This window comes from Streptomyces polygonati, from assembly GCF_042650325.1.
Taxonomy (GTDB): Bacteria; Actinomycetota; Actinomycetes; order Streptomycetales; family Streptomycetaceae; genus Actinacidiphila; species Actinacidiphila polygonati.
Map to the genome: position 1 here is coordinate 319,375 of NZ_JBHSBB010000014.1, position 13,222 is coordinate 332,596.

The 13,222-nt window shown below is 69.1% G+C and carries 8 protein-coding genes; 5 read left to right on the forward strand and 3 right to left on the reverse strand.

Annotated elements, in window-relative coordinates; all coding sequences use genetic code 11:
- Positions 1-8 precede the first annotated feature (8 nt).
- The gene (locus ACFO3J_RS22050; protein WP_386431763.1) at positions 9-1,049 is read left to right on the forward strand and encodes an alanine racemase; all 1,041 of its coding nucleotides are present in this window, start codon (positions 9-11) and stop codon (positions 1,047-1,049) included.
- Between the two features lie 19 nt (positions 1,050-1,068).
- Here ACFO3J_RS22050 and ACFO3J_RS22055 read toward each other — a convergent pair whose 3' ends face one another.
- Together ACFO3J_RS22055 and ACFO3J_RS22060 are read right to left on the reverse strand one after the other, a co-directional pair.
- On the reverse strand, positions 1,069-2,520 hold the full coding sequence (locus tag ACFO3J_RS22055) for a glycosyltransferase family 87 protein (protein ID WP_386431765.1): 1,452 nt from the start codon (positions 2,518-2,520) through the stop codon (positions 1,069-1,071).
- A gap of 58 nt (positions 2,521-2,578) precedes the next feature.
- Positions 2,579-5,380 (reverse strand): transglycosylase domain-containing protein, encoded by a 2,802-nt coding sequence (locus ACFO3J_RS22060; protein ID WP_386431768.1) that lies wholly within the window; start codon positions 5,378-5,380, stop codon positions 2,579-2,581.
- Between the two features lie 389 nt (positions 5,381-5,769).
- On the opposite strand from ACFO3J_RS22060, the gene ACFO3J_RS22065 reads away from it, so the two are divergent.
- The 3 genes from ACFO3J_RS22065 (at position 5,770) to ACFO3J_RS22075 (ending at position 8,915) form a co-directional block, all read left to right on the forward strand.
- A complete protein-coding gene (locus ACFO3J_RS22065; protein WP_386431771.1) occupies positions 5,770-6,411 on the forward strand; it encodes a PadR family transcriptional regulator in 642 nt (213 codons plus the stop codon).
- A gap of 23 nt (positions 6,412-6,434) precedes the next feature.
- Positions 6,435-7,517 (forward strand): inositol-3-phosphate synthase, encoded by a 1,083-nt coding sequence (locus ACFO3J_RS22070; RefSeq protein ID WP_386431774.1) that lies wholly within the window; start codon positions 6,435-6,437, stop codon positions 7,515-7,517.
- 102 nt (positions 7,518-7,619) lie between these two features.
- Positions 7,620-8,915, forward strand: a complete 1,296-nt coding sequence (locus ACFO3J_RS22075; protein ID WP_386431776.1) for an MFS transporter — start codon at positions 7,620-7,622, stop codon at positions 8,913-8,915.
- A 166-nt stretch (positions 8,916-9,081) separates the two neighbouring features.
- Here ACFO3J_RS22075 and ACFO3J_RS22080 read toward each other — a convergent pair whose 3' ends face one another.
- The gene (locus ACFO3J_RS22080) at positions 9,082-10,548 is read right to left on the reverse strand and encodes a CCA tRNA nucleotidyltransferase (RefSeq protein WP_386431779.1); all 1,467 of its coding nucleotides are present in this window, start codon (positions 10,546-10,548) and stop codon (positions 9,082-9,084) included.
- 230 nt (positions 10,549-10,778) lie between these two features.
- On the opposite strand from ACFO3J_RS22080, the gene ACFO3J_RS22085 reads away from it, so the two are divergent.
- The gene (locus ACFO3J_RS22085) at positions 10,779-13,157 is read left to right on the forward strand and encodes a DUF6049 family protein (RefSeq protein ID WP_386431782.1); all 2,379 of its coding nucleotides are present in this window, start codon (positions 10,779-10,781) and stop codon (positions 13,155-13,157) included.
- Positions 13,158-13,222: the final 65 nt, after the last annotated feature.

The window sequence follows — 13,222 nt, forward strand, 5'->3', positions numbered from 1 at the left end:
ACCAGGTCATGGCGCTCACCCTGTACGTCGACACCGCACGCTGGCGTGCTCACCACCAGTCCGTGGTGGACCAGTTCCCCGGCCTCGTGCCCGTCTGCAAGGGAAACGGCTACGGCTTCGGCCACGAGCGCCTCGCCGACGAGGCGACCCGGCTGCGGGCCGGCATGCTCGCCGTCGGCACCACGTACGAGGCGGCCCGGATCAAGGACTTCTTCGGCGGCGATCTGCTGGTGCTGACGCCGTACCGGCTCGGTGAGGAGCCGGTGCCGCTGCCGGACCGGGCGATCCGCTCGGTGTCCTCGGTGGAGGGCGTGCGCGGGCTGGTCGGCGCCCGGGTGGTGATCGAGGTGATGAGCTCCATGCGGCGGCACGGCGTGGCCGAGGACGACCTGGGCAAGCTGCACACCGCGATCGACGACGTACGCCTCGAGGGCTTCGCCATCCACCTGCCGCTGGACCGCACCGACGGCAGCGAGGCGGTGGAGGAGGTCTTCGGCTGGATGGAGCGGCTGCGGGCCGCCCGGCTGCCGCTGCACACCATGTTCGTCAGCCATCTGAAGGCGACCGAGCTCGCGACGCTCCAGCAGCAGTTCCCGCAGACGAAGTTCCGGGCCCGGATCGGCACCCAGTTGTGGCTCGGTGACCACGACGCCACCGAGTACCGCGGCGCCGTGCTGGACGTCTCCCGGATCGCCAAGGGCGAGCGGTACGGCTACCGGCAGGAGAAGTCGGCGGCGGACGGGCACCTAGTGGTGGTGGCCGGCGGCACCTCGCACGGTGTGGGCCTGGAGGCGCCCAAGGCGCTGCACGGGCTGATGCCGCGCGCCAAGGGCGTGGCACGGGCCGGACTGGCCACCGTCAACCGCAATCTGTCGCCCTTCGTGTGGGCCGGCAAGCAGCGGTGGTTCGCCGAGCCGCCGCACATGCAGGTGTCGATCCTGTTCCTGCCGAGCGATGTGGCGCCGCCGGCGGTCGGGGACGAGCTGGTCGCGCACCTGCGGCACACCACGACCCAGTTCGACCGGGTCGTGGACCGCCAGTCCGCGTAAGGGCGGCGGGACCCGGAGGTCAGGCCGCGTGCCTCGGTTCGTGCGGCAGCGTGCCGAGGACGAACACGTCGTCCGCCTCGTCCAGCACACCGCCCGCCGGGTCGTCCTCGCCGCCCTGCCGCAGCACGTCGTGCTCCGGCAGCAGGATGTCGCGCACCACCAGGGCGCCCAGGTAGAGCACGCCGAGCAGGTGCGCGGCGACGGCGAGGTGGTAGGCGTCGGCGGTCAGGCCGTGGTGCTTGGTCCCGGTGACGTACGCCAGCCGCATCCAGATGCCCAGGAAGTACAGCACCTCGGCGCCCTGCCAGATCAGCAGGTCGCGCCACCGCGGCCGGGCCAGCACCGCGAGCGGCAGCAGCCACAGCACGTACTGCGGTGAGTAGACCTTGTTGCAGAGCACCAGCGCCGCCACCACCAGGAAGGCGATCTGCCCGACCCGGGGGCGGCGCGGGGCGTACAGCGCCAGGGCGGCGATACCGGCGCACAGCAGCAGCATGAGCGCGGTGGCGTACGCGTTCACGCCGGACAGCGGGTTGCCGGTGCGCTCCATGATGATCAGCCAGAAGGAGCCGTAGTCCGTGGTCCGGTCCCGGCTGAAGGTGTAGAACTGCGCCCAGCCGTTCGGTGCCAGCAGCATCACCGGCAGATTGACCAGCAGCCAGGCGACGAGCGCGCCGCTCATCGCCGCCGACCACTGCCGCATCCGGCCGGCCCGCAGGCACAGGATGAACAGCGCCGCCAGCAGCAGCACCGGATAGAGCTTGGCGGCGGTCGCCAGGCCGATCAGCACACCGGCCGGCACCACCCGGCCGCGCGACCACAGCATCATCCCGGCGGCGGCCAGGGCGACCGCGAACAGGTCCCAGTTGATGGTCGCGGTCAGTGCCAGCGCGGGGGACAGGGCGATGAACAGGCCGTCCCAGGGGCGCCGCCGGCTGGTCCGCGACACGCACACCACCAGCACCACCGCGCAGATCATCAGCATCGCCGAGTTGACGATCCAGTAGATCTGCGCGCTGTGCTGGGCGGTGCCGTGCGGGGTGAACCAGGACGCGACCTCCATGAACAGGCCGGTCAGCACCGGGTATTCCAGGTAGTGGATGCTCGACGAGCCGCTCACCGAGTCGGGGATGCGGTCGAAGTAGGGCACCAGGTCGGTGGCGAAGCCGCGCTGCGCGTACAGATGCGGGATGTCGGAGTAGCAGGCGTGGATGTACTGCACGTCACTGCCCTGGAACCAGCCGCTGGAGTAGCAGGACGCCTTCTGCGCCATGCCGAGCGCGAACATGCCGATCACGACCAGGACCATCAGCCGCAGCGGGTTCCACCACCGGTGTCCGCCGATCATGGCCCAGCGGCCGGCCGGGCCGCCGATGAGGTCGCTGGCCGCGGCGGCCAGCGGATCCTCATCGGTGGGGCGCACGGGAAGCTCTCGCCGGTCGTCCTCTGCACGGTCGCGCACGCTCGTCATGACGACATCCTGCCGTACCGGACTGTGCGGGCGAGAGCCCCCCGTGGCCCCCGGGCTGTCAGCCGACCCCGGGCGACTTCGGTCCGCGTCCCGGCAGCGTGTGTCCCGGTGTGGTGGTCGGGGTGTCCGTCGGGGTGTCGGTCGGCGTATCGGTCGGGCTGCTGCTGGGGTGGCACTGCGGGTCGAAGGGGAGGCAGGGCGGGGTGGGCGGGGTAGTGACCGGCATGGTCGTGGGGGGCGTCGTGACCGGCGTGGTCGGCGGCGTCGTCATCGGCGTGGTCGTGGGCGGCGCCGTGGTGGGCGTCGGGGTCGTCTCCGTCGGCGTGGGCGTCGGGCTCGGCACATTGCCGTAGACGATCTCGCCGACCTTCTGCGACGGCTTGTCGAAGCCGAGCTTGGGCTGGCCGTCGAGAGCCACGCTCATGTAGTCCTTCCAGATCTGCGCCGGATAGGAATTACCGTGGATCGTGGTCTGGCCGGCCGTGCCGTACATGGACAGGAACGGGTTGATGATCGCCTGGCCGGTCTTCTTGTCGACCTTGCTGGCGTCGTCGCGGCGGAACATCACGATCGAGGTGGACAGCTGCGGGGTGTAGCCGTCGAACCACGCCGACTTGTTGTCGTCGGTGGTACCGGTCTTGCCGGCGGCGATCCGGCCGTCGGGCAGCTGCGCCGTCTCGCCGGTGCCCTTCTTGACCACGTCCGTGAGCATGCCGGTGATGGTGTCGGCCACCGGGGCCTGGAAGGCGACCTTGGGCTTGTCGTGGTGGGTCCAGTACGGGCTGCCGTCGTGCTGAACGCTGGTCACCGAGTAGGGCTCGTTCTGCACACCGTGGTTGTCGAAGGTCGAGTAGGCGTCGGCCATCCGGATCGCGCTGGGCGAGGACGTACCGATCGAGTACGTGACGCTGTTCTTGTAGTCCAGCAGGCCGTTGTTGCTGTCCGGGACCAGACCGGCCGCGATCGCGGCCTCCGACACCTTGTCCGTACCCACGTCCTGGCCGAGTTGGACGTACGGCGAGTTCAGCGACTTGTCCAGCGCCACACGGAGGGTGACGCGGGGGTAGTTGTCGGAGTCGTCGTTCGGCTGGAACCACGGGAACGGCTTGTTGTTCTTGTCACGGCCGTACCAGGGCTTGCCGTTGTAGTCCATGATCTGCTGTTTGTTCTTGCCGCTGAACACGCTGTCCGGGGAGACCTTCTGGCGCTCGTCGTCCGACTGCACCGGGTCCCCGTGCGGATCCCGTATGCCGTGGGTCATCGCGGCGGCCAGCACGAAGGGTTTGAAGGTCGAACCCACCTGGGCGCCGGTCTCGTCGGCGTTGTTGGTGAAGTGTTTGGTGTAGTCCGTACCGCCGTAGATGGCGAGGATCGCCCCGTCCGACGGTCTCAGTGAGGCCCCGCCGAACTGGACGAACTTGTCGGCGTCCTCGCCCTGGGCGTTCTTGTGGCTGCCGCCCGGCTTGATGTTGGCCGTCTGGACCTTCTTGACCGCCGCTTCCAGCGCGTCGACCTTGGGCTTCTCGAAGGTGGTGCGGATCGAGTAGCCGCCCTGCTGCAGTTGGGCCTGGGTGAGGATCTTGTTGTTCAGCATGTACTGGTTGACCAGGGTCACCAGGTAGCCGATCTGGCCGGACATCTGGGTGTTGGTCTTGATCGGCAGCGGCATCGGGTACTTCGTCCACTTGGCGCGCTCGGCCGGGGTCATCCGGCCGAGCTTGACCTCGGCGTCGAGGATCGCGGTCCAGCGGATCATCGAGTTCGCCTTGTTGCTCGCCGGGGTCGCCCTCGGGTCGATGCTGGTGGCGCCCGCCGGGTCGTAGTACGTGGGCCCCTTGAGCAGGGCGGCGAGGAAGGCGCACTGGCTGGGGTTGAGCTTGTCCGCGTCGATCCCGTAGTACGTGCGCGCCGCCGCCTGGATGCCGTAGGCGCCGCGGCCGAAGTACGAGGTGTTGAGGTAACCCGCCATGATCTCGGACTTCTTCATGGTCGCGCCGACCTTTATGGAGATGAAGAGTTCCTTGAACTTCCGGGAGAAGGTCTGCTCCTGGTTGAGCCGGGTGTTCTTGACGTACTGCTGGGTGATGGTCGACCCGCCCTGCGTCTCGCCGCCCTTGGCCATGTTGAACAGGGCGCGGGCGATACCCATCGGGTCGACACCCGCGTCGGTCTCGAACGTCTTGTTCTCGCCCGAGATCACCGCGTCCTGCATGGCCTTGGGGATGGAGTCGATCCCGATGATCTGGCGGTTGGCACCCTCGCCGGTAGCGATCATCTGGTCGCCGTTGGCCCAGAGGTAGACGTTGTTCTGCGAGGTGGCCGCGAGGTTTTCGTCCGGGACGCCCACCATGGCGTAGGCGATGCCGATCAGACCGACGAGCGAACCGACGAAGCCGATGAACAGCGCGGTGACCTGGCGCCAGGACGGCATCCAGCGGCGCCAGCCGTCCTTGCCGAAGCGCGGGTAGTCGATGAAGCGCTTCTTGGCCGGCCGGCGGCCGGGGCCGCGGGTGCCGCGGCCGACCGGACCGCCGGGTCCCGCCGGGCCGTTGGGACCACCGGGGCCACCGCCGGCGCCGGGCCTGCGCCGGGTACCGCGGCCCTGTGCGGCCCGACGGGCGGCGGCGCGCCCTTGATACGGCTCACCACCGCGCGGAGGACCGCCCGGGGGACCACCGGCCGACGGGACGCCTGCGGCCGGGCCCGCGGGCGGCTGCCCACCGGGCACGGGACCGCCCGCGGCCTGCCGCGCGCCGGGCGGCGGGGGCGTCGGCTGCTGCCCCCCGCGCCGGGCGGCAGCGCGGCCGCCGCCGGGGGGCGGCGGCGACTGCGGCGGCGGCTTGCGACGGTGCTCGCTCATGAACAGCTACTCCTCGACAGGCGGGATGGCCTGAAGGCAACGATGACATTCGGGTCGGTCCCCCTGAGCGCGACTGGGTCAGGTCGCACTGCACCGAGGATCAAGACGCGTGCCGGCGTCCCAGGGTTCCCGGTGCTACGCATGCCGAACAGAGTACGCACGCTCAAAAGGAGCGGGACGCGAACCTTCACCGCATATCGGACAGTTGGGGGCTCACAGGTTTGAGAGTGTGACACCGGTCACCGCTACTCGCCTTGCATGATGTCTCGGGCCGTTCTATCGTCACGATGTATCGGCTCGATACATCGGGCTGAAACACTGTCAACACGGTAGCCGGACCGGGGCGAGCGGCAGCAGGCCGCTCGGTACGCGGACGAGGGGACGAGGGATTGAGCAAGCGCTCGGGAATCCTCGAATTCGCGATTCTCGGTCTGCTTCGGGAGTCCCCGATGCACGGCTATGAGCTGCGCAAGCGGCTCAACACCTCGCTCGGGGTGTTCCGCGCCTTCAGTTACGGGACGTTGTATCCCTGTCTGAAGACGCTGGTCACCCAGGGGTGGCTGATCGAGGAGACGGCGGACAGCGATCCGCCTGCCGCTCCCCTCGCCGGCCGCCGGGCGAAGATCGTCTACCGGCTGACGGCCGCGGGCAAGGAGCACTTCGAGGAGCTGCTCGCCAACTCCGGCCCCGATGCCTGGGAGGACGAGCACTTCGCCGCTCGTTTCGCCTTCTTCGGCCAGACGTCGAGAGACGTCAGGATGCGCGTCCTGGAAGGACGGCGCAGCCGTCTGGAAGAACGACTGGAGAAGATGCGCGCCTCATTGGCACGCACCCGCGAACGGCTCGACGACTACACGCTCGAACTGCAGCGGCACGGCATGGAGTCGGTGGAGCGCGAAGTCCGCTGGCTCAACGAGCTGATCGAGACCGAACGGGCCGGCCGCGTCGAGCAGCGGACCGCCGAGCGGGACCACGACCACGACAACAACCAAGAGAACGGCGGACGACCCGGGGACCGGGGAACCGCGTGACGATCAAACAGGGAGCAACCGGTATGGGTTCGGTTCGCGTAGCCATCGTTGGCGTAGGCAACTGCGCCACGTCGCTGGTGCAGGGTGTCGAGTACTACAAGGACGCCGACCCGGACGGCAAGGTGCCTGGTCTCATGCACGTGCAGTTCGGCGACTACCACGTGCGTGACGTCGAGTTCGTCGCCGCCTTCGATGTCGACGCGAAGAAGGTCGGTCTCGACCTCGCGGACGCCATCGGTGCCAGCGAGAACAACACGATCAAGATCGCCGACGTGCCGCAGACCGGGGTGACCGTGCAGCGCGGCCACACCCTCGACGGCCTCGGCAAGTACTACCGCGAGACGATCGAGGAGTCCGACGAGACCCCGGTCGACATCGTCGAGATCCTCCGGGACCGCGAGGTCGACGTCCTCGTCTGCTACCTCCCGGTCGGCTCCGAGGACGCGGCGAAGTTCTACGCCCAGTGCGCCATCGACGCCAAGGTCGCCTTCGTCAACGCGCTCCCGGTCTTCATCGCCGGCACCAAGGAGTGGGCCGACAAGTTCACCGAGGCCGGTGTGCCGATCGTCGGTGACGACATCAAGTCCCAGGTGGGCGCGACCATCACGCACCGCGTGCTGGCCAAGCTCTTCGAGGACCGCGGCGTGGTGCTGGAGCGCACCATGCAGCTGAACGTCGGCGGCAACATGGACTTCAAGAACATGCTGGAGCGCGAGCGCCTGGAGTCCAAGAAGATCTCCAAGACGCAGGCCGTCACCTCCCAGATCCGGGACCGCGACCTCGGCGCCAAGAACGTCCACATCGGCCCGTCGGACTATGTCCAGTGGCTGGACGACCGCAAGTGGGCGTATGTGCGCCTCGAAGGCCGCGCCTTCGGCGATGTCCCGCTGAACCTGGAGTACAAGCTGGAGGTCTGGGACTCCCCGAACTCCGCCGGTGTCATCATCGACGCGGTGCGTGCGGCGAAGATCGCCAAGGACCGCGGCATCGGCGGCCCGATCCTGTCCGCTTCCTCGTACTTCATGAAGTCCCCGCCCGTGCAGTACTTCGACGACGAGGCCCGCGACAACGTCGAGAAGTTCATCCGCGGCGAGGTCGAGCGCTGATCCGCCGGGTCGGTGCGATCCGCATGATCCACTGATTCGGGTACAGGTGAAAGGCCCCGGGGTGCTTCCCCGGGGCCTTCCCTGCCGTGTGAGGCTGTGTCCATGTCCGTTGCGCGCGATCTCCGGGTCCTGCTGAGGCTGCCCGACTTCCGTCGGCTGCTGGTGGTACGCCTGCTGTCCCAGCTCTCCGACGGCGTCTTCCAGGTCGCGCTCGCCGCCTATGTCGTCTTCTCCCCCGAACAGCAGGCCTCGCCGGGCGCGGTTGCCTCCGCGATGGCGGTACTGCTGCTGCCCTACTCGCTGTTCGGGCCGTTCACCGGAGTGCTGCTGGACCGCTGGCGGCGGCGACAGGTACTGCTGTACTGCAATCTGCTGCGAGCGGTGCTGTGCTGCGGCACCGCCGCGCTGATCCTGCTGCATGTGCCGGCCTGGCTGTTCTATCTGTCGGCGCTGTCCGTCACCGGCGTCAACCGCTTCGTACTGGCCGGACTGTCCGCCGCGCTGCCCCGGGTGGTGGACCCCGACCGGCTGGTGACCGCCAACTCGCTCACCCCGACCGCCGGCACCCTCGCGGCGACCGTGGGCGGCGGCGCGGCCTTCCTGGTGCATCTCTTCCTCCCCTCGGGCGCCGGCGCCGACGCGGCCACGGTGCTGCTGGGCGGAGGGCTCTATCTGTGCGCCGGACTGTCCGCGCTCACCCTCGGGCGCGCACTGCTGGGGCCCGATCTCACGGACGACGGGCCGCGCCTGGGCGCCGCGCTCGCCTCCACCGCCCGGGGCCTCGCCGACGGCCTGGCGTATCTACGGCAACGCCCGGCGGCCCGGCAGGCGTTGTCCGCGATGACGGCCATGCGATTCTGCTACGGCGCCCTCACCGTCACCTTGCTGATGCTCTGTCGCCACGCCTGGTCCGACTCCTCCGACGAGGACTCCGGGTTGGCGCTGCTGGGCCTCGCGGTCGGCATCTCGGCCGCCGGCTTCTTCACCGCGGCGGTCATCACCCCGTGGGCGTCCTCCCGGTTCGGCGTCGCGGGCTGGATCACCGGCTGCTCCGCGGCCTCGGCGGTCCTGCTGCCCCCGCTCGCCCTGACCTTCACTCCGGCCCCGATGATGCTGGCCGCCTTCGCGCTCGGCGTCACCACCCAGGGCGCGAAGATAGCCACCGACACGGTGGTGCAGACCCGGATAGAGGACGGATACCGCGGCCGGGTGTTCTCCCTCTACGACGTCGCCTTCAATGTCGCCTTCGTCGGCGCCGCCGCGGTCGCCGCGCTGATCCTGCCGCCGGACGGCCGTTCGTCCACGCTGATCATCGCGCTGTCACTGATCTACGGGGCGGTGGCCGTCGCGGTGCTGCGCGTCGAACGACTGACACCGGACACCGGCCTGAGCACGTAGCGCCGGGCCACCCGGCCCCCCGGGTGATGGACCCGGCGCGATCCGAAGGGGCTGGATGTTCCACGTGGAACATCCAGCCCCTTCGACGCTCGGCCGACGGCCGCCGGCGATGTTCCACGTGAAACATGGGGCGATGTTTCACGTGGAACATCGCCGGCGGCGTGGTTCAGTTCTGCGCCGACCACCATTCCCGCAGAGCGGTGGCGGCCGCGTCCTCACCCAGTGGGCCGTTCTCCAGTCGCAGTTCCAACAGGAACTGGTAGGCCTTCCCGACCGCCGGGCCGGGGGGAACATCCAGGATCGACATGATCTGATTGCCGTCGAGGTCGGGACGGATCGCGTTCAGCTCCTCCTTCTCGCGCAGTTCGGCGATCCGCTCCTCCAGGCCGTCGTAGGTGCGGGACAGCGCCTCCGCCTTGCGCTTGTTGCGCGTCGTGCAGTCCGAGCGGGTGAGCTTGTGCAGCCGCTCCAGCAGCGGACCGGCGTCCCGTACATAGCGGCGCACCGCGGAGTCGGTCCACTCACCGCTGCCGTAACCGTGGAAGCGCAGGTGCAGCTCGACCAACCGCGAGATGTCCTTGATCTGGTCGTTGGGGTACTTCAGCTGGGTCAGCCTGGCCTTGGTCATCTTCGCCCCCACCATCTCGTGGTGGTGGAAGGAGACCCGGCCGTCCTGCTCGAAGCGCCGGGTCTTCGGCTTCCCGATGTCGTGCAGCAGCGCGGCCAGCCGCAGGGTCAGGTCCGGGCCGTCCTTCTCCAGGTCGATGGCCTGCTCCAGCACGGTCAGGCTGTGCTCGTAGACGTCCTTGTGCCGGAAGTGCTCGTCCAGCTCCAGCCGCAGCGCCGACAGCTCGGGCAGCACCCGGTCGGCCAGCCCGGTGTCCACCAGCAGCCGCAGTCCCTTGATGGGGTGGTCGGACAGGATCAGCTTGTTCAGCTCGTCCCTGACCCGCTCGGCCGAGACGATCCCGATCCGGTCGGCCATCTCCGTCATCGCGGCGACCACCTCGGGGGCGACCTCGAAGTCCAGCTGCGCCGCGAACCTGGCGGCCCGCAGCATCCGCAGCGGGTCGTCGGAGAAGGACGCCTCCGGGGTGCCGGGGGTGCGGAGCACGCGGGCCGCCAGATCGTCCAGGCCGCCGTAGGGGTCGATGAAGTCGATGCCGGGCAGTGCGACCGCCATCGCGTTCACCGTGAAGTCCCGGCGGACGAGGTCGTCCTCGATGGTGTCGCCGTAGGAGACCTCGGGCTTGCGCGAGGTCCGGTCGTAGGACTCCGAGCGGTAGGTGGTGACCTCGACCTGGAAGCTTCTGGTCTCCGGTCCGGCTGTCCCGGCCGGCGCCGCCGCGTCCGCGTGGACATCCTTGCGGGCGCCGACGGTGCCGAAGGCGATACCGACCTCCCACACCGCGTCCGCCCACGGCCGCAGGATTTTCAGCACCTGCTCGGGGCGGGCGTCGGTGGTGAAATCGAGATCGTGGCCGAGCCGGCCCAGCAAGGTGTCCCGGACCGAGCCCCCGACAAGGGCGAGCCGGAATCCGGCGTCACGGAAGCGGCGACCGAGATCCTCGGCCACGGGCTCGACGTGATGAGGGGCCTGCTGGGTCTGGGCGGCATTGTTGGCATTCGGCACAACGCAAAAGGGTACGGGTCCGCGGCGCCCCTCGGTGCCGGGATTTCCCGGGCTGCCGCATGCTGGACTCCGCAGCACTTTGCCACAGCGCCGCTCGTTAACATGCCAGCACGCACATCCGACGGACGAGCGACGAACGATGACGACGAGGGACGGGCAAACGCGTGGGCGAGGCGGCACAGGCAGCGGGAAGAGCCCCGTCGAGCCGACGGCGGCGTCTGCCGCGGTTCATGGCGCTCCTGACCGGGGCCGCCGTCCTCACAGGGCTGCTGCAAGGCGTCCAGGCGACCGACTCGCAGGCGCGGACGGCCAGCGGCTCCCACACCGCCGCGCTGAGCCTGAACGGCCTCGACCCGGCCGTACCGACCTCCGGCGGCTCGGTGACCGTCTCCGGCACCGTCGTGAACAACAGCAAGACGAAGATCACCGACGCGCACATCGGGGTGCGGATCGGCAGCGGCGGCCCGCTGACCACCCGCAGCGCCATGAAGGACGTCCTCGACCGCGGCGACTACAACGTCTATCTGGACGGCTCGGCCGATCTCGACGGACACACCAGCCATGTCGCCGACCTCGGCCCCGGGATCACCACCAGTTTCAGCCTCAAGGTCCCGGTGAGCGCCTTCGCGCTCGGCAGCAGCGGCGTCTACCAGCTGTCCGTCACCATCGACGGGCAGACCGCGGTGGAGTCCTATCAGCACGTCCTCGGCATCGCGCGGACCTTCCTGCCCTGGTATCAGGAGGGGGACGCCAAGCCGACCCGGATCAGCTACCTGTGGCCGCTGATCGACACACCGCACATCGCTCCCCAGGGCGACACCGACTCCCAGCAGAGCCCGATCTTTGTCGACGACAAGCTGGCCGCCGAGCTCAGGCCCGGCGGGCGGCTCCAGGAGATGGTGGATCTCGCCAAGAACCTTCAGGTCACCTGGGTCGTGGACCCCGATCTGCTCGCCTCGGTGGAGGCGATGACGAAGCCCTACCGGGTGGTGGCCGAGGAAGACGCGTCGGGGAACATCCTCAGGACCACCCTCGGCACCGGCACCACCGACGCCAAGAACTGGCTGAACTCGCTGCGGACCGCGGTGACCGGCGCCCAGGTGATCTCCCTGCCGTTCGGCGACAGCGACATCGCCTCGATCGCCCACCACGCCGACGCGACCGGTGCTTCCGCCAAGGAAGGCGCCGGCCCCCTCAAGGCCGTGGACCGCGTCAAGACCGGCCTCACCCTCGGGAAGATCACCACCGACACGATCCTCGGCGTCAAGTCCGACGACGACGTCGCCTGGCCGCTGAACGGCGCCCTGGACCCCTCCATCGTGTCGGTGGCCCACAACAGCGGAGCGAGCCGGATCATCGCCCGCAGCGACACCTTCCCCGACGGCCCGGTCCACTACACCCCCACGGCCCCACGGCCGATCGGCGGCGGCACCACCGCGATGGTCGCCGACGCGTCGCTGTCCAACGCCTTCAACGGCAACATGCTGTACGCCGGGAACTACCAGGCGGCGGTGCAGAACTTCGTCGCCCAGACCCTGCTGATCACCATGCAGGCCCCGCACCAGCAACGCGATCTGCTGGTCGCCCCGCAGCGGATGCCGTCCGTCTCGCAGGCGCAGGCGATGGCGGACGGCATCAGCGAGGTGGACGGCAGTCCCTGGGCCGAGACGGTGACCTTCGATGACGCCGCCAAGTCAGCCCCCGACCCCAAGGCCGCGCACAAGGTGCCCTCGGCATCCGCCTACCCGAAGTCGCTGCGCCGTACGGAGCTGTCCACGCAGGCCTTCGCCAGGCTCGGGGGAACGCAGGACGAGCTCAACGGCTTCGTGGGGATTCTCACCATCAAGGACCGGGTGACCGTCCCGTTCCGCAACGCGATGCTGCGGGCGATGTCCACCGACTGGCGGCTGACCCCGCAGGGCGTCCCCGATCCGGCCGATCCGGCGGGCATCGGAAACTCCACCAGCTTCCGCGCCTCGATCGGCGAGTACCTCCATGAGTTGATGGGCGCGGTGCACGTCCTGCAGAAGACGCCGCTCACCTTGTCCGGGCGCAGCGGCACCATCCCGGTCACGGTGAAGAACGACCTGGGCCAGCCGATCACCGGCCTGACGCTGAAGCTGACCTCGGACTCCAATATCCGGCTGGAGATCAAGAACCCGCTGCAGCTGATCACGGTCGACGGCGGGCACAGCCGTACGCTGAAGTTCCAGACGAAGGCCAGCGCCAACGGCAAGGTGCAGATCACCGCTCGTCTCTACACCGCGAACGGGGCCGCGTACGACGCGCCACAGGCCCCCGTACAGTTCAACATCAAGATCACCAAGGTGACCGATCTGGTGATGCTCATCATCGCCGCCGGGCTCCTGCTGCTGGTGCTCGCGGGGGTACGGATCTACCGTCAACGCAAACGCCAGGCGGCGGCCGACGAGAGGAACGGCGGTTCGGGCGGCGACGACGGCGAGGACGGGAGCGACGGGGACGACCCGGACTCCCCGGACGACGGTGACGCGGAAGACGCCGAAGCCGAGCAGGCGGGTGACCCTGCGGCTGACACCGCACGGCGAAGTCCGGAGCCGTCCTCGACAAGTGAGAAGGTGGACGGATAGCCGGCGGACAATAAGGTGGGGCACTGATGAACGCGCCGTATGACGGTGATCGCGACTCTGCGGGT